The sequence below is a fragment of the Micromonospora sp. NPDC049900 genome (assembly GCF_044461025.1).
Lineage (GTDB): Bacteria > Actinomycetota > Actinomycetes > Mycobacteriales > Micromonosporaceae > Micromonospora.
Genome location: NZ_JBITKM010000006.1, coordinates 90058 through 111661, shown reverse-complemented (window position 1 = coordinate 111661; position 21604 = coordinate 90058). Strand labels below are relative to the sequence as shown.

At 71.2% G+C, this 21604-nt stretch carries 18 protein-coding genes; 11 read left to right on the top strand and 7 right to left on the bottom strand.

Annotated elements, in window-relative coordinates; all coding sequences use genetic code 11:
- The first annotated feature begins 68 nt into the window (after positions 1–68).
- The 6 genes from ACIBMZ_RS16080 (at position 69) to ACIBMZ_RS16055 (ending at position 6833) form a co-directional block, all read left to right on the top strand.
- On the top strand, positions 69–647 hold the full coding sequence (locus ACIBMZ_RS16080) for a hypothetical protein (protein WP_396694349.1): 579 nt from the start codon (positions 69–71) through the stop codon (positions 645–647).
- Between the two features lie 211 nt (positions 648–858).
- A complete protein-coding gene (locus ACIBMZ_RS16075) occupies positions 859–2496 on the top strand; it encodes an esterase/lipase family protein (RefSeq protein ID WP_396694348.1) in 1638 nt (545 codons plus the stop codon).
- Between the two features lie 134 nt (positions 2497–2630).
- Positions 2631–5087, top strand: coding sequence for a low temperature requirement protein A (locus ACIBMZ_RS16070; RefSeq protein ID WP_396694347.1), 2457 nt, complete (start codon positions 2631–2633; stop codon positions 5085–5087).
- Between the two features lie 140 nt (positions 5088–5227).
- Positions 5228–5581 (top strand): ArsR/SmtB family transcription factor, encoded by a 354-nt coding sequence (locus ACIBMZ_RS16065; RefSeq protein ID WP_396694345.1) that lies wholly within the window; start codon positions 5228–5230, stop codon positions 5579–5581.
- On the top strand, positions 5578–5844 hold the full coding sequence (locus tag ACIBMZ_RS16060) for a hypothetical protein (RefSeq protein ID WP_396694343.1): 267 nt from the start codon (positions 5578–5580) through the stop codon (positions 5842–5844). Before ACIBMZ_RS16065 ends, ACIBMZ_RS16060 begins: the two co-directional genes overlap by 4 nt.
- Positions 5845–5864: 20 nt before the next feature.
- On the top strand, positions 5865–6833 hold the full coding sequence (locus ACIBMZ_RS16055; protein ID WP_396694342.1) for an NAD(P)-dependent alcohol dehydrogenase: 969 nt from the start codon (positions 5865–5867) through the stop codon (positions 6831–6833).
- A 143-nt stretch (positions 6834–6976) separates the two neighbouring features.
- Here the strand turns inward: ACIBMZ_RS16055 and ACIBMZ_RS16050 are convergent, their stop codons facing one another.
- The gene (locus ACIBMZ_RS16050) at positions 6977–8128 is read right to left on the bottom strand and encodes an acyltransferase family protein (RefSeq protein WP_396694341.1); all 1152 of its coding nucleotides are present in this window, start codon (positions 8126–8128) and stop codon (positions 6977–6979) included.
- A 282-nt stretch (positions 8129–8410) separates the two neighbouring features.
- Between ACIBMZ_RS16050 and ACIBMZ_RS16045 the strand changes: the two genes are divergently transcribed.
- On the top strand, positions 8411–9187 hold the full coding sequence (locus ACIBMZ_RS16045; RefSeq protein WP_396694339.1) for a LytTR family DNA-binding domain-containing protein: 777 nt from the start codon (positions 8411–8413) through the stop codon (positions 9185–9187).
- A gap of 24 nt (positions 9188–9211) precedes the next feature.
- Here the strand turns inward: ACIBMZ_RS16045 and ACIBMZ_RS16040 are convergent, their stop codons facing one another.
- Positions 9212–10210, bottom strand: coding sequence for a hypothetical protein (locus tag ACIBMZ_RS16040; RefSeq protein ID WP_396694337.1), 999 nt, complete (start codon positions 10208–10210; stop codon positions 9212–9214).
- A gap of 64 nt (positions 10211–10274) precedes the next feature.
- On the opposite strand from ACIBMZ_RS16040, the gene ACIBMZ_RS16035 reads away from it, so the two are divergent.
- Complete coding sequence (locus ACIBMZ_RS16035) at positions 10275–10856, top strand: TetR/AcrR family transcriptional regulator (RefSeq protein WP_396694335.1); 582 nt, start codon at positions 10275–10277, stop codon at positions 10854–10856.
- A gap of 73 nt (positions 10857–10929) precedes the next feature.
- On the opposite strand, the gene ACIBMZ_RS16030 is transcribed toward ACIBMZ_RS16035, so the two are convergent.
- Positions 10930–11298 carry a winged helix-turn-helix transcriptional regulator gene (locus tag ACIBMZ_RS16030; protein WP_396694333.1) on the bottom strand — a complete coding sequence of 123 codons (369 nt, stop codon included), beginning with the start codon at positions 11296–11298 and terminating at the stop codon, positions 10930–10932.
- A 102-nt stretch (positions 11299–11400) separates the two neighbouring features.
- Between ACIBMZ_RS16030 and ACIBMZ_RS16025 the strand changes: the two genes are divergently transcribed.
- Both ACIBMZ_RS16025 and ACIBMZ_RS16020 read left to right on the top strand, forming a co-directional pair.
- Positions 11401–12369 carry a zinc-dependent alcohol dehydrogenase family protein gene (locus tag ACIBMZ_RS16025; RefSeq protein WP_396694331.1) on the top strand — a complete coding sequence of 323 codons (969 nt, stop codon included), beginning with the start codon at positions 11401–11403 and terminating at the stop codon, positions 12367–12369.
- A gap of 215 nt (positions 12370–12584) precedes the next feature.
- Positions 12585–14090: a cellulose binding domain-containing protein gene (locus tag ACIBMZ_RS16020; protein ID WP_396694329.1), complete on the top strand. Its 1506-nt coding sequence runs from the start codon at positions 12585–12587 to the stop codon at positions 14088–14090.
- A gap of 57 nt (positions 14091–14147) precedes the next feature.
- Here ACIBMZ_RS16020 and ACIBMZ_RS16015 read toward each other — a convergent pair whose 3' ends face one another.
- Positions 14148–16592: an ATP-binding protein gene (locus tag ACIBMZ_RS16015; protein WP_396694327.1), complete on the bottom strand. Its 2445-nt coding sequence runs from the start codon at positions 16590–16592 to the stop codon at positions 14148–14150.
- 392 nt (positions 16593–16984) lie between these two features.
- Between ACIBMZ_RS16015 and ACIBMZ_RS16010 the strand changes: the two genes are divergently transcribed.
- Positions 16985–17272 carry a hypothetical protein gene (locus ACIBMZ_RS16010; protein WP_396694325.1) on the top strand — a complete coding sequence of 96 codons (288 nt, stop codon included), beginning with the start codon at positions 16985–16987 and terminating at the stop codon, positions 17270–17272.
- A gap of 360 nt (positions 17273–17632) precedes the next feature.
- On the opposite strand, the gene ACIBMZ_RS16005 is transcribed toward ACIBMZ_RS16010, so the two are convergent.
- From ACIBMZ_RS16005 to ACIBMZ_RS15995, 3 genes are all read right to left on the bottom strand, one after another.
- Positions 17633–17803, bottom strand: a complete 171-nt coding sequence (locus ACIBMZ_RS16005; protein WP_350698235.1) for a hypothetical protein — start codon at positions 17801–17803, stop codon at positions 17633–17635.
- 85 nt (positions 17804–17888) lie between these two features.
- A complete protein-coding gene (locus ACIBMZ_RS16000; protein WP_396694323.1) occupies positions 17889–18545 on the bottom strand; it encodes a hemerythrin domain-containing protein in 657 nt (218 codons plus the stop codon).
- A 241-nt stretch (positions 18546–18786) separates the two neighbouring features.
- A complete protein-coding gene (locus ACIBMZ_RS15995; protein WP_396694321.1) occupies positions 18787–21558 on the bottom strand; it encodes an AAA family ATPase in 2772 nt (923 codons plus the stop codon).
- Between the last annotated feature and the right edge of the window lie 46 nt (positions 21559–21604).

The window sequence follows — 21604 nt, the reverse complement described above, 5'->3', positions numbered from 1 at the left end:
ACTCCATCCATCTAACCAGTAACCTCATCAACACCGGTTAATACCTCAGAACTGGTTAGGTGGATGACATGCGTCCGGCAAGAACAGTGCTCGCCACCCTCATCGTCGCGGCCCTGGTGGCCGCCCCCACCGGCCCGGTGGCCGCTCGGGACACCCGGCCCCAGCTCTCGGCATCCGACCGGCAGGGCGGGCAGGGTCTCCGTCCCGAGCCCTGGCGTCCCCACCTCCAGCAGGAGTGGACCGGCCCGGCCGGCCGTTACTGCTCGTTCCCGCTCAGCGTCCGCGTCGTCTCGCAGGACATCCGGGTCCGGGTGCTCGCCCGGTATCCCGACGGCGCCGTCAAGCGGGAGGAGTACGCGGGACCGCTCATCGTGGACTTCGTCAACACCGACACCGGGCAGGCCGCACGCCGGGACGCGGGTGGCTCCGGGCTGCTGGAGTACCGGCCGGACGGTGGGTGGCTGCGCTACACCATCGTCGGACCGGCGGGGTTCGGGTTCCGGCCGGGCGACCTCTATCCGCGCGGCTACTACATCCTCGACGGCCTGCACGTCATCTCGATCGACGCGGCGGGCACCCGGGCACTGGCGCTCGGTGTCGGCCGGCAGGACAACGTGTGCGTCGCCCTCGGCGACCCGGCCTCCTGAGCATCCGGCTGCGCCGTTTGCGCCGCTCGCGACGACCAGCCAGCGCATCATGAAGACCTCGGCACCGGCGGCGACGCTGAGGCGCGGCGCCAGGACGACGGTGTCGTCACGGGAGCCGACGCGGGCAGGGCCTCGACCGTGTGGGCACCGCGCCGGACGGGTCGGCGATCCACCCCGTCGGAGCAGTGCGGGGCGACGGGGAGGAGACGGGGTGCTGTCGGCGAACCGGAGACTGGTTGCGCTGCTGCTGCTCACCTCGGTGTCCCCGACCGTCGAGGCCGCCGTCGTGGTCTCGCTGGGTTTCGTCGCGGCGCAGGGTCTGGCACCGCAGACGGCAGCGGTCTGGCCGTACGACACATACCACGACCTGCGATGGCTGTACGTCTACCACGACTCCTGGCCCTCGTTCGTGTCCTGGCTCAGCGCGTTGGTCGTGGCCCGGGGTCTGTTCCACACGCTGCTGGTGGTGTTGGCGTGGCCGGGCGAGGTGCCGCGACCGCCGGTGCGGTGGCTGCTGCGACGCAATCTCGGGCTCGCCGCGCTGGTGGCGGTCTTCGTCGCGCCGTGGGCGCTGATCTCGGTGGCCGCGTCGGTGGTGGCGCTGTCCTGGGTGTTGTTGGCCTCGGTGGTACCGATGTTCCTGCTGGCGCCGTTCCTGCAACGCGCCGCGGTGCTGGCGCCGTGGTGGCGGGGGCTGCCGTCGATCTCGCTGGTGGGCTGGTCGCTGCTGAACTTCGTGGTGCTGACCATGGCCGGTGCGTTGTGTTGGAGTCTGCCGGGATGGTGGACGGTGCCGGTGGCCACCGTGGCAGGCGTGATCAACGGGCTGTTGTGGAACCGGATCATCCGTACCGCCCTGGTCAATCCCGCCACGCGGTGGGCGTGGGTGCCGGCGACGCCCGTGGCGGTGGTGCTGGCCCTCGCGGTGCCGTTGCTCATCCCGGTGCTGGTCGACGCCGTACCGGGCAAGGACCTGCGGGCCGAGGCGGTGGTCCTGGACCGCCCGCTGCCACCCGACGTGCCGCAGGCGGTCATCGTCCTGGCCGGTTACGGCTCGTCCTACGGGGGCGAGCAGCCCCCCGACGAGCGGGTCGAACGCTTCTCCTACCGAGGGCTGAGCTCACACGGCGCTCCCCTGCCCTACGGATCACGCGACACCGCGATCTCGGTGGCCGACAGCGTGCGACTGCTCGACGAGCAGGTGCGACGGCTGCACCAGCGCACCGGCCGACCGATCGCCCTGGTCGGCGAGAGCGAGGGCGCCATGGTCGCCCGCAGCTACCTGCAACAGGGGGCGCATCCCGCCGTCGACACCCTGGCCATGTTCAGTCCCCTGATCAACGCGGGACGCGCCTACTACCCGCCGCCGCGCGAGAACCGGGGATTCGGAGTCGCCACCGGGTGGCAACTGCGGCTGGCGTTCGGCGCGGTGCGTCTGGTCGGTGGGCCGCACACCGGTCCCGACGAACCGTTCATCCGGTCCCTGGTCGACGACGCGCCGTTCTACCGCAACCAACTCATGTGCCCGGTACCCGGGATCCGGATGGTGGCCTTCATCCCCACCACCACCGCCGCCGAGGCACCACCGGGTGAGTACAGCCGCATCCCCGTCTTCGAGATGCCGGGGGTGCACGGCGGCCTGCTCAACCGGAGTCTGGTCGCTGACCGGCTGCTCGCCTTTCTCTCCGGCGAACCGATCCGGCACGAACGCGACGAGTACCCCCTGCTCCAGCGCCTCGGTGCGGCCTGGCAGGCACCTCCCCTGCCGATCGCCGCGAATCCCGCCTGGTCCCGGTTCCAGCAACCCGACCCCGCCTTCACCGGGAAGGTGTGCCAGCCGGCCGGCTGATCCGCGCACGTGCCGTCCCGACCCCGGCACCGCCGGTCGAGCGGCGGTGACCAACGCACGGACGGCTCCGCCTGCGGCGCGTGAATTCCCCCGATGTGGCCGCCGCGCCCCAGTCCGCTCGGCACAGTAGGTGCATGACGGACGGGGGCTCGGCACCGGCCGCGCTCCGTCGCCGGTTCCTCGTCCTCCGCACCGAGGGGACCACCGGCGAGGTGAGCTGGATGGAACTCTTCATCGACCTGTTCTTCGTGTTCGCGTTCCTGCGGGTCACCGACCTGATGGCCAGCCGGCTCGAATGGCTCGGGGTCGTCGAGGGCACCCTCGTGGTGCTGATGCTCTGGCACTGCTGGAACTCCTGCGCCTGGCTCGGCAACGTCGTGTACCTGGACAAGGGCCTGTTACCCCTGGTCGTCTTCGGCATCGCCACGACGCTGCTGATCATGGGCGTCGCCATTCCGGGCACCTTCACCGCCGAGTCCGGCGGCGTCATCGAACCGCTGCTCGTCGCGTCCGGCTACCTGCTGATCATCTACTCCGTGCTGGCGGTGCTGACCTATCTGCACTGGCCGCAGGGCCCGGCCGGACGGCGCCCGGTGATCGCGTCCTGGCTGACCTACCTGCCGGCCGGGGCCATCCTGGCCTGCGCGATCTGGTTGCCTCCCCGACTCGACCCGCCGATCGACGACCGGCACCTGCGGACCGTCTTGTTCGCACTGGCCATCGTGATCAACTTCAGTGCGCTCCGGGTGGTCAGCAGCGGCAACGCGCAGGTGGTGTCCAGCAGACACCTCGCCGAGCGGCACGGCCTGGTCGTCCTCGTCGCACTCGGCGAGACGGTCATCTCGGTCGGGGCCAGTCAGGGTCTGGGCGGCGACGAACCCGTGACCTGGCAGCTTCTGGCCGGAGCCGCACTCAGTATCGCCGTGATCTCCGTGCTCTGGTGGACCTACTTCGACGTCGCCAAGGTCGTCGCGGAACACGCGATGCAGTCGCTCCCCCGCGCCGCACAGTCCCGGATCGCCCGAGACGCCTACAGCGGTCTACACCTGCCGATGATCTGCGGACTCATCGTGCTCGCGCTCGGTCTGAAACACGCCGTCTCCTCCGCCACCGGCACCGCGGACCATCCCTGGCACGCCGCGAGCGCCGTCCTGTTGTTCGGGGGCGTCATCGTCTATCTCGGCGGACTGGTCGCCTTTCAGCGGCGCGCCCTCGGCATGCTCGGGCGCAGCCCGGTCGTGGGCAGCGTGGCATTGCTGGCGCTGTTGCCATTGGCGGCCCGTACCCCGCCTCTGGGCGCGCTCGGGTTGCTCCTGCTCGGGGTCACGGCGATGGTCGTCGCCGACCGCACCGTGTTCCGGCGACGCCACCGGCAACTGCACGCGCGGGCCGATCCCGAAGTGGCCAAGATCCCGGGAGCCACCCCGAAGGAACTCCTCGTCGACCTCGTCTTCGTGTTCGCGTTCATCCAGGTCACTGTCCTCATGGTGCGGGAGAACTCGGTCTTCGGGGTGGTACAGGGGCTGATCCTGCTGGCCCTGCTGTGGTGGGCGTGGGCAAGCTTCTCCTGGGTGACCAACGCGATCCGGCACGAAACCGTACCGGTGCGTCTGGCGATGATCGGCGTCATGGCGTTGACGCTGATTCTGGGAGTCGCGCTGCCGCACACCTTCGAGTCGACTCCCGGTGGACTACCCGGTGCCAGCGTCGTGGTGGCCGCGTACATCGCCGGTTGGACCGTCCAGGCCGCGTTGGTCTGGTACGCCGCGCGGGACCGACCGGACCTGCCGGCCGTGGTCCGACAGTCGGCGTGGCCCAGTGCGGTGGCGCTGGCGCTGCTGACCGGCAGCATCGTCGTGGAGGTGACCGTCGGCGATGCGCCACCGATCGACCTGATCATCACGATGATGTGGCTGGTCGCGGTGGTGACCGAGATCCTCGGGAGCTATCGGACCGGGCTGCGCAGATGGCGGATCCGGACCGTGCGGCACTGGACCGACCGGTACGCATTGATCATGTTGATCGCGTTCGGTGAGACCATCATCGCCCTCGGGTTCTCCGCCGCGCAGGAAGCGACGTCGCTGCCGCTGGTCCTGCTCCTGGTCGCCGCGTCGGTCGCCATCTGCACCATCTGGTGGTCCTACTTCCACACCGATGCCGGGCTCGCCCACGACGCCCTGCGGGCCGCCCGGGGCGAGGAGCGGATCCGCCTGGCCCGGGACGCCTACACGTACCTGCACCTGCCGATGGTCGCCGGATTGATCCTGTTCGCGTTCGGCCTGCGCCAGAACCTGATCCTGCGCGACAGCCCGTTGGCGGCCCACGCGCAGGTTCTCGGCCACTACGCGCTCTATCTCGGCGCGGTCACCTACATCGCGGCGAACCAGGCCTTCTGGTGGCGGGTCTGGCAGCGGGTCAGCGGCTACCGGATCGGCGGCGCGGTGCTGCTCGCGCTGCTCGCGCCCCTGACCGCCCCGCTGCCTGTGCTGTGGAACCTGGTGTTGCTGGCCGGCCTCGGAATCGTGTTGGCGGCGATCGAGATGCTCGCCCGTCGGCGGGAGCGCGCCGGCACCACCCCCCGGCCGGCCTGACGGCAGCCCTCGCCGACTGGCCCGTCGTGTCGGCGGAGGTGGTCAGAAAGGGCCGCTCCCCCGTGGCCCGGGCTTGTCACGCCACACCCGTGCTGCTACCTTTTCACCTGTAAGACTTCTCTTACATATGGAGGCGGATGATGACAGTGGCCCAGCCGACCGGCGACGAGCTGGTCGAGATGCTGGCCGCACTCGCCAATCCGCTCCGACTGCGGATCATGGCGAAGCTCGCCGGTGGCCGTGACTACGTGAGCCATCTGGCACGCGAGATCGGCGTGAGTCGACCCCTGCTGCACATGCACCTGCAACGGCTGGAGGCCGCCGGCCTGATCACCGGCAGTCTCGAACTGTCCGACGACGGCAAGGCCATGAAGTACTACGAGGTCGCCGAGTTCGACCTGCACCTGACCGCGTCGACACTCGTCGCCGCCGCACAGACCCTCACCAGTTCCGAACCCACGACGGGTCCGGCCCCGAAGGAGCGCTCCCGATGATCCAGACCTGGCCCGAGACGGTCTTCGTACTCGGTCTGCTGCTGTTCGCCCTCCTCATCCTCGGTGGCACCGCCGCCACCGTCCTCGAGTTCCGCAAGAGTCGGATCGACGCCCAGCGCGACGAGGAACTGCGGCAGCTCGTGGGCCGCTACGAGAAGCTGGCCGAGAACACGCTGGACGCCCAGCAGCGGGTGGCCGCCGACGTCTCCGAGCTGCGTACCCGCACCGCCTCCATCGAGAACATCCTGCGGACCGTCGAGTGAACGGCCCGGGGACGGCCACCATGAAGGCGATCACCCAGGACCGCTACGGCGGCCCTGACACGCTGACCCTGCGCGATGTCGCGCGGCCAGAGCCCAGGAAGGACCACGTCCTGGTACGGGTCCGGGCCGCCGGCATCCACCGGGGCGACCGGATCCTGCTCGCCGGACGGCCGTACGCGGTCCGCGTCGTCGGGCCCCTCGCCCCCCGGCACCGGATCGCGGGCACCGAGGGCGCCGGCGTGGTGCACTCCGTCGGCAGCGCCGTCACCGGGTTCGCACCGGGTGACGAGGTGCTCGGCTGGGGCAACGGTCTGTACGCCGAGTTCGCCTCGATCCCGGCGAAGAACCTCGTACCGAAGCCGGCAGCGCTCACGTTCGCGCAGGCCGCCGCCGTACCGGTCTCCGGCATGACCGCCCTACAGGCCCTCGACGGACGGACCCGACCCCGACCCGGACAGCGGGTCCTCGTCATCGGCGCGGCCGGCGGAGTCGGCACCTTCGCCGTCCAGATAGCCAAGTCGTACGGCGCCGAGGTGACCGGTGTCGGCAGCTCCACCAAGGCCGACCTGATCCGGTCACTCGGCGCCGACCACGTCATCGACTACACCCGCGAGGACGTCAGCCAGAGCCGACAGCGCTTCGACGTCGTCATCGATCTGGTCGGTGACCGCCCGGTGAACCGGCTCCGTCAGCTCCTCACCCCGACCGGAACGCTCGTCCTGATCGGAGTGGAGAACGGCGGCCCGCTGCTGGGTGGGTTCGAACGCAACCTCATCACGATGCTGACCGCGCCCTTCATGCGGCAGCGTCCGGTACGACCACTCTCGTCGATCGGCCGTAGGGCCGACCTGGTGGCGCTGACGGAACTCGTCGCCACCGGCAGCCTCGCGCCGGCCGTCGACCGGACGTATCCACTGGCCCGGACCGCCGAGGCGTTCCAGTACCTCGCGGACGAGCACGCGCGCGGCAAAGTGGTCATCACCCTGTGAGTTCTCGGCCAGTCCGTCCGGTGGCCTGCTCGGCCCGTGGATCCCGACGCCGTCGTCGGCGGTCTTGCGTCACGCTGACGCCGGTGCAGATCGACCTGGTGGCGCTGATAGTCCAGCGGTCTCGGCGCACGCACGGCGACGCGCTACCGCGTCGTGGCAGGGGCCGGAGAGTCCCTGCGCTTGAGTCCGAACAGCGGACGGATCCAGCAGACCCGTCGGATCAACAGTTCGTGCAGCACCGCACAACCGAGCAGAGTGCCGAGCAGGATCACCGACGCCTCGATCCACAGGGGCACGGCGCTGTCGAGGAATGCGTACCCCAGGACGACGGTGATGCTCTGGTGCAGGATGTACCACGGCAGCACCGCCTCGGTGGCGTACGTCAACGTCCGTGACGGCCGCGCCAGGAACCGCTGCGCCAGACCCAGCACCGAGGCGATGACCGCCCAGGCGTAGACCTCCCGGGTCACCGCGAACAGGAGGCTCGGCCCGGTGTCGACGCGAGCGGACATCGACAGCACGACGCCCAGCCCGACCGCCACCAGCAACGCCGGCACCAGACAGGCCCGGATCGCCGACCAGAACGTGGCGCTCTTGGCCGCGAACCACCCGAGCAGCACCATGGTGAGGCTGTGCGCGTGGGTGGCCCAGTCGTTGATCATCATATGGGTCGTCGGGAAGACGGGGTCGAGGACGATCGCGTAGATCATGGCGGGTAGCGCCGGCACCACCAGCACCAGCCACGGGGCACGTCGGAGCACCGTCGCCGCCGCCGGACCCGTTCTGGTGCGCAGCCGGGTCATCCGCCTGTGGCCGGCTGCCAACAGCAGGCTGTAGACCAGCACGTAGGCGAGGAACCACAGATGGTTCCAGGTCGGGGTGATCACGGAGAAGGACTCGAACGGCCAGAGGTATCGGGGGAAGAATGCGAGCAGACCGGGCTCGATCTCGCCCTTGGCCCGCAGTTCGACGTAGGCCTGCGGCATGACGACCACGAGCATGCCGATTCCCAGGGGAAGCAACAGCCGGTCGATCCGATCCGAGGCCACCGCGCGCGGTCCCCGGGAATCGAGCAGAAATCGGAGCGCCACCCCGGAGATGAAGAACAGCAACGCCAGCCGCCACGGATTGACCAGGGACATCAGCGGTTCGAGATGCGGCGATACGTAGTCGCTCTTCACATGCCAATCCCACGTGACATAGAACATTCCCACGTGATAGAGGATGAGGGTGGCGAAGGCCAGGACGCGCAACCAGTCCAGGTCGTGACGACGGGGGGAACCGGTGGGGGTCATCGCATCGCACCCTTCCTACGGGGGCCGCAGCACCTCGGGTCGTACCCCGGACGCTAGGCACACCGGCGGTGGGGGCGGAACCCGGCGGGGACGGGCGGCGGACGGCCGGGACCGGTGGTGCAGTCGCCCCGCCGGTCAGGGACGAGTGGTGCGGCGTGCGGCGTGCCGGGACGCCGAGCGGTGGCGGCGCACACGGTGAACAGCCGCCACGGACCGGACCACGAGTTGGAGCGTCGGATCTGGGTACGGGTCGCATTGATCTGCGTCGTGACGTTCCCCTTGGTGGCGGCGATCAACGCGATGACACTCATCACCGATGCGCAGCGTTACAGCGGCGGTGTGCGATGGGCCGAACCGTGGTTGCTGGAAATGACCAGCGTGGCCGGCGCTCTGATACTCGTACCCGCCGTCGCCACCCTGGAACGTCGCGTCCCCCTGGCATCGGGAATGACGCTGCGGAACGGCGCTGTGCTGATCGCGGCGAGCGTGCCGTTCTCATTGGCTCATGTCGGGATCATGGTCGGTCTACGGACGGCGTTGATCCCGTCGGTCACCGGTAAGACATACACGTTCTTCGTCGATCCGCTGACCGATCTGCTGTACGAGTACCGCAAGGACCTGTTTCTCTACGCCGTCCTCGTCGGGCTGCTGACGCTGTCCCGTCAGATCGAGCTCGGACGCCAGGAGGCGGCTGCGGCACGAGCCGAGGCGCGGAAGAGTGGCCGACTCACCCTGAAGTCCCAGGGCCACACGATCCACCTCCGTGCGCGGGACTTCACCTGGGCGCAGGCCAGTGGCAACTACGTCGACGTCATGGCCGCAGGGAAGTCCTACCTGCCGCGGACGACACTCAACGACCTCGAAGAGCAACTGCACAGCGCCAGCGTCGACGTGGTCCGCGTCCACCGTTCCCGGCTGGTGAACCGGGAACAGATCACCGAGGTACGCCCGACGCGCAACGGCGATGTGGAGATCCACCTTGCCGACGGTACGACTGTCAAGGGTTCCCGGCGTTACCGCGACCGGTTGTCCCCGCCCGACACCACACCTCCGCGATAGCATCCCTGCCGGCAATCCGAGCACCTATCGCGCGCGCATGAGGCCGTACTCGGCCAGGGCGTGGAACGCGGCCTTCGGCGTCCACGAGCCGTCCGGCAGCACCCGCACGATCCCCCGCGCGGCCAGGTCGAAGTCGTGGTCGGGGTCGGCGGTGGTCGGGAGGTGCCGGTTCGCGAACGTGTACACGAACGCCGCCTCCACTCCACCGGCCTCGTAGTCGCGCAGCAGGTCCAGGATGTAGCGGGCCTGGCCCTCCTCGTCACGCTCCACCGCCGCGGTCAGTGTCGCGGCGCGACCGTGCTCGTCGTACGTCACCGGTTCCGTCCCTCCCGCGACGTCGCCCGCCCCGCGGAACGTGCAGCAGCCGAACTCGGTCACCGCGTACGGCTTACCCTGCCCCACCGCCGCCGCCAGGGTCTGCGGGAACGCCGCAGCGTTGGTCGCATCGCGGTAGCCGGCGTCGTTGGCGATGATGTCGAACGGTGTCCAGTCGACGTCCTCGAACGGGATGGAGGCGTAGCCGACGGGGCCGCCGAACCGGTCCCGGACCGCGGGCACCGCCTCGGTGAGGAAGTCACGCACCGCGGCGCGCGCCGCGGGGATCGCCTCCCGCATCCTCATCGGTTCGGTGAGCAGCGCCATGCGCTCGGCCAGGTCACGGCCGGGGAGGAAGCCGTCGGTGACCATGGAGATCTCGGAGCCGGTGAGGTAGACGACCGAGGCGCCGCTGCGCCGTAACCGGTCGGCCCGCTCGGCGCCGTCGAGCACGAACGCCATCAGTTCGTCGCGGTCGAGCCCGTTGGTGAACGGGCAGTACCAGACCTCGAGTCCCGCCTCGGCGGCGAGTCGCGCGGCGGTCTCCAGCCGGTCCTGGACACCGCCGGTGATGCGTACCGCGTCGCAGTGCAGGTCCTGGCGGATGACGCGGAGGTCGCGGAGCACGGTCTCGGGGTCGAATGGTTCGTGGGTGGTGGATCCGGCGCTGACGAAACCGGTGTCGTAGTTCATCCCGAAGACGCGCATCAGGGTGCCCCTTCCGTAAGGTACGTTGCGTACCCTATAGAGTACGTCCAGTACCCTGCAAGACATGAGCACCAGACGCCGCGGGGTGGAACTGGAGCAGGCCATCCTGCACGCGGCGGCGGAGGAACTGCGTGAATCCGGTTACGCAGGGATGACCATGGACCGGGTCGCCGCCCGGGCCGGGACCAACAAGAACGCCATCTACCGCCGGTGGCCGCATCGGGCGGCACTGGGCATCGCGGCGTACCGCCACCTCACCGACGCCGTCATGCCGAACCCCGACACCGGCAGCCTGCGGGGCGACGCGCTGGAGATGCTGCGGCGGGCGAACGAGACGTGGTCCTCACCGTACGGAGCCGTCCTCCGCAGCCTGCTGGCGGCTGCGGCGGACGACCCGGCGCTGCTCGACCTCATGCGTGAACGCTCGGGCGCGGACACCATGGACCGCGCCTGGCTGGCCATGCTCGAACGCGCCGTGGCACGCGGCGAGGCGCCGACGGCAGCCGCCCACCCACGCGTCGCCACCACGCCGATGATGCTGCTGCGAGCCGAGTACGCGATGCGCGGCATCCCCACGGCCCCCGACGAGGTACTGGTCGACATCGTCGACGAGGTCTTCCTGCCCCTGGTACGCGGCCGCGCATGACCGCCCGCACACTCGGCGACCCGCGTCGCCGCCCCGGGGACCGTCCGGTCGGCACCGCCTCACATCCGGGATCTCAGTACGTCGAACTCGACCCTTCCGCCGCCTCCTGGAAGTCGGCGACGGCCCCGCCGTGGTCTCTCGCCCAGTGCGTCAGGACCTCGATGGGCTCGACGAGGGTCCGGCCGAGATCGGTGAGGTGGTACTCGACCCGCCGTGGCCCTTCGGCACGACGTTCGACCAGACCGTAGCGCTGGAGCCGGCGCAGCGTCTGGGTGAGGACCTTGCGCGAGATGCCGCCGATGAGGTCGACGAGCTCACCGTGCCGGCGGGGCTGGTGGCTGAGCCCGAAGATCACGAGCACGGCCCACTTGTCGGAGATGATCTCGACGCCCAGACGCGTGGGGCAGTCGGCGAGGAAGGACGGTCCAGCCGCGTTCTGCATGGAAGTCGAAGGTACCAGGAGGTAACTCACGGCTCCGTAGCGTCTTCCCTGAGCACCAAGGCCAGCACCGGATGCGGAGGAGTCACCATGCCACGAGTCGTCGTGTTCGACGAGTTCGGCGGGCCGGATGTCATGCACGTCGTCGAGGAGCCGGTCGTTCCGCCCGCGACCGGCGAGGTCCGGATCAGGATCGAAGCGTTCGCCGTCAACCCGTTGGACCAGATGATGCGATCCGGCGCCGTTCCGGCCATCGTGTCCCTGCCCCACGCACGCATCGGCGTCGAGGGAACCGGTTTCGTCGACGCGCTGGGCCCGGGGGTGACCGGGCTGAAGGTCGGCGATCCGGTCATTCTCACGGCCGTTCCGGACGCGAGCGTCCGGGGCAGTCACGCCGAATACACCACGATCCCCGCGAGCCGGGTCGTCGCCCGGCCGACCGGGCTCACGGTTGCGGAGGCGGCGGCGATCTGGGTCGCGTTCTCCACCGCCTACGGGGCGTTGGTCGAGAAGGCGGGGATGCGGCCCGGCGACCACGTTCTCGTCACGGCCGCGTCCGGCGGCGTCGGACGGGCGGCGATGCAGATCGCCAACCAGATCGGTGCCGTGCCCCTCGCCGTCACCCGGCACGCGGCGAGGCAGGACGACCTGATCGCCGCCGGTGCCGCCGCCGTCATCGCCACCGACCGTGACGATGTCGCCGACGCCGTGCGTCACCACACCGGTGGAAGCGGTGCCGACATCGTCCTCGACGTCGTCATGGGCCCTGGCCAGCAGGAACTCGTGAAGGCCGCCCGTCCCGGCGGAACACTGGTCGCCGCAGGCTTCCTGGACCCTCGGCCCACTCCCTTTCCGGCAGGCACGCCGCTGACGGTCTTCAGCTACCGCAGCTTCGAGCACACCCTCGACGCCGTCGTGGTGAAGCGCATGGCGGCCTTCCTGAACGCCGGTGTACGCCTCGGCGCGCTGCGGCCCGCCATCGACAGGGTGTTCGCCCTCGATGATGTCGTCGAGGCACACCGCCACCTCGAGAAGGGGCTGCACGCTGGCAGGAAGGTCGTCGTCACGGCCTAGGAACGGACCTGGCACCGCGACGGCCGCGGCACCATCGTGACCTGGAGCGTGATGCGTCCACCCAGCGGTTGACCGCGTCTTCCGCCGGGCCGGTGCTGGTGCTGGTGCTGGTGCTGGTGCAGCATCCGGCAGACCACCGGCACCTGCCCGGCAGGTTGACTCCTGCCGGGCATCCTGCCTGTCTCCGAGCATCGGACGCCGTTTGACTCACGGTCATGACACGCAATCGGAAAGCGATCACCTGTGCGATGGTCGTCGGGGCACTGGTCGGTGCGACGGCGATCAACGGTCCCGCCTCCGCGTCCTCGCAGACCGGCGAGCCGGAGGCCGCCGCGTCCATCCTCGACCTGATCCCGGCCCCGACCCTGGACCGGATGGTCGCCCAGGCGCCGCTGGTCGACGCGGCCAACGTCATCCGCACCGCGGTGGACCGCGCGCCGGCACGCGGCTACGCCGGTATCGGGCTGGTCGACGACCAGGTCACCCTGTGGTGGAAGGGTGCGGTGCCCACCGACATCGTCGCCGCCGTGACGTCCGCCCGCCGGATCGCGCCGGTCGAGGTGACCCGCGCCGCCTACTCCCGCGCCGAACTGCGGACGGCGGCGGCCAGGATCACCCGGGCGGTGGCGGCCGACCCGGCGGACGCGGTCCACGCGGTGCGGGTGCGCACGGACGGCGCCGGCATCGAGGTCGCGGTGGACGACGCTGCCGGCGCGACGCGGCCGACGCTGCCGGCCACCGGTGTGCGGACCAGCTTCGTGAAGCGTGACCGCATGGTCGAGCGGTCACGGGCCAACGACGCGGCACCGTTCGACGGCGGCTCGGGCATCGGGTTCACCACCCCCGGGTGCACCGCCGGCTTCGGCGTGCGCAACGCGGACACCAACGCCGGGTACGTCCTCACCGCCGAGCACTGCGGCGCCATCGGTTCGCCCTGGCACGTCGGGTGGAACACGAGCACCAACACCGGGACGCTGGTCGGCTACGCGGTCGACAGCAACGACGACCACGACACGATGATCATCTCGACGTCGTCGCCGGGCGACCACCTCTATGTCGGTGGCCAGCACGACGAGGTACGCGCCCAGGTGGTCGGCTGGACCGAGGTGTACCCCGGCCAACTGCTGTGCCAGTCCGGGTACACCTCGGCGGGTGAGCTCGGCGGCCCGGTCTGCAACCTGCGGGTCGATTTCCACTACGACGACATCGAGGATCTCGTCGAGGCCACCCAGCTCGACGGCGACGAGGCCGCCCGGGGCGGCGACAGCGGTGGTCCGGTCTACTCCGTGAACGCCAACGGCACCGTCCTCGCGGCCGGCACCACCACCCGGTCGGCCGGCCCGGGCTTCGGGTTCCAGGACTTCGCCACCGCCCGCGACGACTACGGCAACATCGTGCCGGCGACGGCGATCGTCAGCACCTGCCGGGTCTCCTTCGTCGTCACCGACTCGTGGTCGACCGGCTACACCGCCAGCGTCACCGTCTACAACGACGGCCCGGCCGTCAACGGCTGGTCGCTGGGCTGGTCCTTCCCCGGCGGGCAACTCGTCCAGGGCCACTGGAACGGCGTCTTCCAGCAGACCGGTGCGGCGGTGACCGTCACCAACGAGAACCACAACGCCGCCATCCCGACCGGCGGCGCCGTCAACATCGGCTTCACCGCGAACGGTACGCCCGCCACCCCGGCGCCGTTCACGCTGAACGGCACCACCTGCAACTGACCCTGTCACCGGTACCGGGCCCCGCCGTGGCGTCGGCGGGGCCCGGTGCGTGTCCGGTCAGGCCCGCGCCAGTTCCCGTCGCAGGGTCGCGCGAAGGGTCCGCACCTCGGGGGCGTCCAGTTCGCCGCACCGGTCCAGGGCACGCTGGCGCAGCAGGTCGGCCTCGACAGCCCGGTCCGGGTCCGCGTCGGCCAACGCCGCGAGCGCGTACAGGGTCTGTGCCTCCCACCACGGGCAGCACAGCGCGGCGTACAGCACCAGAGCCGCCTGCAACGCCTCGCCCGCCGCGTCGCCCTCACCCAACGCCTGAAGGGCCAGCCCGTACTGGCGGATGGCGCTGGCCTCACTGAACGTCGCGCCGAAGGTGTGGAACACCCCACGCGCGTCGGCGTAGGCGTTCGCGGCTTCCCGCCACCGACCCAATCCGGCCAGGTCCGCTCCGAGACTCATCATCGCCCCGGCGCCGGCCACCGCCGCGCCGGTACGGCTGAGCCCGTTGCCCCGGCCGTAGAAGGCCAACACGTCACGGTGCAACTCGGCCGCCTCGGCGAACCGGCCGAGCGCGGCCAGCGCCCCGCCCTGCACGCTCGCCGCACTGTGCTCGCCGAGGGCGTACCCGACCTCGCGGAACAGGCCCACGGCCCGGCGGCAGTGGTCGACGGCCCATCCGGCCCGACCGGTCCGGATGAAGATCACAGCGGTGTAGGTCAGCGCCCACCCCTCCTCCCGACGGTCCCCGATCCGCCGGGCCAGCTCCAGCGCCCGTCCCAGCGCGGTCAGCCCGTCGGTGTTGCGGTCCCGGCAGAAGTACCGGGCCCAGCCGAGGAAGTTGAGCAGGACCGCCTCGTCGCGAGGGCTGCCGACGGCCTGGGCGGCGGCCACCCCCAGCGAGAAGATCTCGTCCCACGGGTGACGGTGGCTGTGGGCGTCGGAGTACCAGTGCAGTGCCCGGGCGACCGCGACCACGTCGGTGTGTCGACCGCACCGGGCCGCGTCCCGCAGAGCCGCCAGCCAGTTGCCGGACTCCCGGTCCAACCAGGACGCCGCCGCCCGATCGCTGACGAACGGGGAGTCGGACCGACAGCCGGCCGGTTCGAACATCGCACCGGCCTGCCGGGTGCGCCGCAGCAGCCAGCGGACCATCCGATCGTGCGCCCCCGTCCGACAGGACTGGTCCTCCTCGGCGTCGAGGCGTTCCTGGGCGTAGAGCCGGACCAGGTCGTGGAACTGATACCGGTCCCCCGTCGCCACGAGGACACCGGTCTCGACCAGCTCCTCCAGAGCCGACGCCGCAGCCTCCTCGTCGACGCCGGCCACGGCGGCGACCAGACCGGGTGCGAAGTCGGCGCCGGGGATCAGCGAGGCCCGCCGGAACACCTGCGCGGTCCTCGGGTCCAGTTGCCGGTAGGACACCTCGAACGCGGAGCGCACGCCCAGATCGCCGGCGGTCAGCACGGTCAGCCGCCGACGCTGGTCGCGGAGCAGGTCCACCAACCAGCCGACTGACCACTGGGGCCGGCTGGCCAGGCGGTTGCCGGCGATCCGCAGGGCCAGCGGCAGCCGACCGCAGAGGTGGACGAGTTGGTCGGCGGCGGCCGGTTCGGCGGCGACCCGGTCGGCCCCGACGATCGCCGCGAGCAGGTGTCGACCGGCCGCCGGGTCGAGCAGGTCGAGCGGCTGCCGGAGCGCACCGGCGAGACCGGTCAACGGACGCCGGCAGGTGACCAGCGCGAGACACCCGGGCCCGGCCGGTAACAGGGGGCGCACCTGGGCCTCGTTCGCGGCGTTGTCCAGGACCACCAGCAGCGGTCGGTCCCGGGTGAGGGTGCGGAACAGGCCGCCCCGTTCGGCCGGTGACACCGGCACCCGGGTGTCCGGCACGCCGAGCGACCGCAGCAGTCCGGCCAGGGCTTCGGCCGGGTCGACCGGTCCGTCCGGCGAGACGCCCTGTAGGTCGACGAAGAGCTGCCCTCCGGCGAAGGTCGGGCTGAGTCGATGTCCGGCTGCGACGGCGAGGCTGGTCTTGCCGATCCCGGGCGGCCCGTACAGCACCACCACCGAGGCGGTGTCCGGCCGCCCGGCGGCCACCTCGCGGGCCACCGTCGAGAGGCGTTCCAGGATCTCCGCCCGGCCGGCCAGGTCCGGAACGGAGGCGGGTAGTTCTCCGGGTACGACCGCTGCCGGGTGTCCGGACGGCACCGTCGTGCTGTGCCGGGCGGTGAGGCGGTCGGGTGGCCCGGTTGCCGGGTCTGGGGGTCGCCGAGCGGCCCGGGCCGAGGCGACGAAGCGGTCCCGGTCCGCCCCGGCCAGTCGCAGGGCATCGGCGAGCAGCTCCACCGTGCGGCGCTGCGGACTGCGTACCCGGCCGCGCTCCATCTCCCGGATGCCGCGGACACTGGACCGGGCCGCCTCGGCGAGCTCTTCCTGGGTCATCCCCCGCTCCAGACGGAGGGACCTGAGCAGGTCTCCGAACTGGTCACGCTGTACCTGACCTGTGGGCATGTTCCCCCAACCACCCGACGCCCGCACTCACGTACCGGTGTCGATGCTCGCACGTCAGTGACGATCAGCGGATCCCTCATATACGGGGTGTGAGCATCGCCATGGAGAATCCGGGACGAGCCATCGATATCAGGCCATCCCGTCCGTGGCGCCTTCCGGCTTGTCCGGTGTGGACGGTGTGCTTCAGGCTCGGATGCCGGCCTGAATGCCCGCTGCCGGTGGGTCCACCTGCCGGGGGACGCGGCCGGCCGGCATCCCCCGCCCGGCTTACCCGGCAGGTCAGATCGTGGGCCGACGACCGGAACGTGTTCTCGGCGCAGCATGTACGCATCGATCAACGACGGACGCCCCCGGCCGGACAACCGGCCCCGGGCGCGTGGGAGGAGAACCCGATGCGCAGACGATCATTGCGGCAGCGACTGGCCACGACGACCCTGGCGGTCACCCTGGTGGCCACCGGCCTGGGTACGACGGCCGGGGCCGCCCAGGCCGCCCCCGTTCCCGCCGCCAACACGGCGGTGAGTGCCGCGCCGCTCACGCAGGCCGCGGCGGGTGCATGGCTGCTCCAGGGAGTCTTCCCCGACCCGATCACCTGCCACATCGCCGGAATCGCCTCCGGCCGGGAGTACGTCTGCGTCTGGTACGTCCTCGCCTGGGCCCTGAACGTCTGGCAGGACTGAGCCCGGCATCGCCGCTCCCCTCGCACACCGTCGAGGAACCCGACACGCATGACGGTGTCGCCCGGTCCGCGATGACGGACCGGGCGACACCGGTCGGTGCCGGTCAGGCGGTGAACTCACCGACGACGGTGTAGAGGCCGGGGCCGGCCTGGGCGATCGCGGCCGTCCGCCTGGCGTACTCGGCCGTCTCGGACCGGCTGACCGGCACGGCCGCACTCTCGCCGTGCTCGCACTCACCACCACCGACACGGGCACGATCACGCGGGTCGAGGTGGTCCGGAACCCGCAGAAGCTCGCCGCGTGGAGTTGGTCCCCGGCGGGCCTCGACCGCTGATCGACGCCGCGTGCGGGCGACCGCCGTCATGCCGGCTCGGGTACGCCTCCCGGATCACCGTCGTCGGGCGACGGCTCGACCGGCGCCTCCGGCAGTTCGCCGGGCGTGTCGGGAAGAAGCTCACCGACGTCGTCCGGCACGGGCTCACGAGGGTCGAGGGGCGGATAGACGTCCGGATCGAGGTCAGGATTTGTCATCGGGCAATTATCCGCCACGACCGACGTCGCCGCCTCTCACACCGCAGGCCAGGGGCGGCCGGTCCGGGCCGGCCGCCCCGCGCGGTCAGGCTGCGCTCAGCCGGTCCAGGCCCAGTCGCCGGACGTACCTGCCGTACGCCCCGGGCCCCAGGCGGGAGAGCACGAACCAGACCGGCCCCGGGATCACCGCCTTGAGACTCTCGGTGTGCTCGGGCCGGGCGTCGTGCAGCAGCATCCCGAAGATCAACGGGAGCTGGCTCTTCTGCGCCGAGGCCATCCCGTGCTTGCCCGCCTCGGCCCACTCCTCGTCGGTCAGGTATTTGTCGATCAACGGCAGCACGTGGGCCTCCTCGGCGTCCAGGTGTGCCGCCATCGGCGCGATCAACGCGTCGACGGCTGCGGCCAGCGCCTCCCGGTCGGCCACCGTCGCGGTGTCGCGCCACACCGTCACCCGCTCCTCCACCTCGGCCAACGCCGCGTGCAGGCTCTCGTGCTGACTCTCCATGCTCTCGACCAACGGAGCGATCTCGTCCGGACCGCGTTGCAGCAACTTCGGCCAGACGTGCTTGTCCTCACCGCTGTGATGCGTGTGCAACGCGCCGGTGAGCAGGAGCACGTGGTCGGCGACGCGGGCGGCAGCCGGGACGTCATCCGCAGGTACTGTCCGGACCAGGGCCGCAGCGGCCGGAAACTCGCGCCTGAAGAGGCTGTGCACGACGTACATGTCACGGCTGTCGGCCATGGTCCTTCTTTCCGCTCGGATGGAGGAAGGGCCGATCTCACCTTCGTGGACCGACCTTCCGCTGGAACCCGTACGTGGCCGGACGTTCGGTCCGGCTGCGCACCTGTGCCGCATGTACCCACAGACGACGCGCGCCACGCAGGAGATGCGGCTCCGACGCCAAGGGACCGTCCTCGTTGCCGTTGCCCGGCGGACCTTTCCGGAGTGCCGACCGTGCCGTGCCGGTCGGCAGCGGCACCCCTCAGCTCACCGCAGGCGACGCCGGGCGCATCGACGGGTCGAGGGTCACCTGACGGACCAACTCGGCCCGCGAGGTCACCGCCAACTTGCGGAACGCCCGCCCGAGGTGGAACTCCACCGTCTTCGGGCTCAGGAACAGGGCAGCCGCCACGTCCTTGTTCGTCCTGCCCGCCGCGACCTGCGCGACGATCTGCCGCTCCTGCGGGGTCAACTCCACACCCGGCCCGGCGATCGTCCGACGGATCTTCTCCCCGGTCGCCCGTAGTTCCCGGCGCGCCCGCTCCGCCCACGGCTGTGCGTCGAGGCCCTCGAACTCCTGCACCGCCGCACGCAACTGATGCCGGGCGTCGACCTTACGGCCGACCCGGCGTAGCCGCTCGCCGTACGCCAGCCGGGTGCGGGCGGTGGCGTACCGGTCGGGCAGTTGCCCGTGCAGCGACAGCGCCTGTTCGAACGCCTCCTGGTAGCTGTCGTCGGTGGCGAGCAGCGCCGTGCACCGGGCCGACAGCGCGGCCCCGGCCCGGGGTGCGACCTGTGGCCCGTACTCCTGCCACCGGTCGAATGCCCGCAGCGCCGCCGACCGGTCACCGGCCGCCACGTGGATCGCGACGAGTTCCGGCTCGGGGGCGAGGTCCCGGTCGTACCAACCGGTGTCCCGCAGGGTGTCACCGACCGCCTCGAAATGCTCCACCGCCCGCGCGACGTCGCCGCCGACCACTGCGATCAGGGCGTCGGAGAACCGGGCGGCGGCACCCACCGTCGCACTGGCCGCGAACCCGTCGGTGCCGCGCGCCTGGTCGAGCAACGCCTGCGCGTCGTCGATGCGCCCTCGCAGCGCCGCCACCTTGGCCAGATGGGTGAGCGTGCCGGCGACACTGTTGGCGTAGCCGAGGTCACGCAGTAGCGCCACCGCCTCCGCTCCCGCCGCCGCAGACTGGGTGAAGCCGCCGGCCCAGGTGTGCAGATGCATCACCACGCTCAGCGCCGCGGCCACCCCCACCGGGTGCCGGCCCCGGGCCAGATCCACCGCCCGCTCGGCGGCGGCCAACGCCTCGTCCTCGCGTTCCAGTAACGCCAACGCCATGCTGATCTCGACGAGTTGGGCGTCGGACTGCTCCGCGGTGCCGGTGGCGTACGCGAGCCACCGCTCGATGACCGGACACCCCTCCGACGCCTGTGCGCCGGCCATCAGCAGCCGTCCCAGCGTGTAGTCGACAGCCATGTCCTGCGGCCCGCCGTCGTCCGGGACCAGCTCGCGGGCCCGGCGGACGGCCCGCAGCCCTCGCGGGACCTGTCCCTGCCACATGCTGGCCGTCGCCGCCTCGCACAGGGCCTCGGCTGCGGTCACCCGATCCGCGCCGGCTGCGTCGGCCGCCGACGTGAGCACGTCGTACGCGGTGGACAACGCGGTACGCATGCCGATCCGTCCACGCAACAGCAACAACGCCGGACGCTGCGACCCGTCGTCGGTCAGCGCGATCGCCTCGTCGGCCAGCCGACCCGCCCGGACGCTGTCGCCGCCGGTGAGTGCCGTCGACGCGGCCTCGGCCAGCCGGCGCGTGCGGGTCTGCGGGTCCGGGGTCAACCGGGCCGCCTGCTCCAGCGCGGCGGCGGCGGCGACGAATCCCATCCGCGCCCGGGCCCGGTCGGCGGTCCCGGCCAGCGCCGCCGCGATCGTCTCGTCCGGGCCGAGCGCGGCCTGGGACAGGTGCCAGGTGTGCCGTTCGGGGTCGGTGGTGCCGCTGGTCGCCCGAGCGAGGGCGTGATGTGCCGCTCGCCGGTCGGCGGTACCCGCCGCCGCGTACACCGCCGCCCGCAGCAGCGGGTGCCGGAACTGCACCCGACCGTCCGCCACCGACAGCAGGCCAGCGTGTTCGGCGTCGGCCAGGGTGTCGATGCCGAGGCCCGCGTGGGACAACGCCGCCCCGACCACCTCCACCCGGTCGTCGGTGGTGGCCGCCACGAGCAGCGCGCCGAGCCGGATGTCGGCCGGCAGCGCCGCGAGTCGCGCCACGAAGACGGCGCGGATCCGGTCGCCGACCGGCAGAGGTCGGTCAGTCGACGCGGTCTCCTCAAGTTGCTCAGGCGTCAACAGGTCGACCAGCTCGGTCAGGGCCAGCGGGTTCCCCCCGGTCTCGGTGTGCAGCCGCTGAGCGACGGGTTCGGCCACCGGCCGACCGGTGGCTCGGGCCAGCAGCCGGTAGGCGTCGGAGGCGGCCAGTCCGCCGAGGCGTAGCTGCGGGAAGCCGTCGGTGTCCACCACCGTGTCCGGCTCGTCGCGGACGCAGAGCAGGAAGGCGACCGGGTCGGCGGAGAGTCGCCGCGCCGCGAATCGGATCGCCTGCGCGGATGCCTGGTCCACCCACTGCAGGTCGTCGACGCAGACCAGCACCGGCCGCTGCTCGGCGGCGGCGGCGAGAAGTTCGAGGGTGGCCGCCCCGATCACGAACCGGTTGCCGGTGCCGGGCGGTCCCAGCCCGAGTGCCCCGCGCAGGGCCGCTGCCTGGAACTCGTTCACCGACGGCAGATGCGCCAGCAGCGGACGGCACAGGTCGAACAGTCCGGAGAACTCCAGCTCGGCATCGGCCTGCACTCCGCAGGTGCCGACCACCGTCAGATCATCGGCGAGGCCGGCCGCGTACCGCAGCAGGGCCGTCTTGCCGATGCCCGCCTCGCCGCGCAGCACCAGGGTGGCGCTGGTGCCGGCCCTGGCCTGGTCGATGGCCTGCGCGATCCGCGTGCGTTCGGCCTGCCGCCCGACCAGTTCTGCCACGTGACCAGTATCGCCGACGTCAGCCGCGCTAGGGATTTCCCCGAAG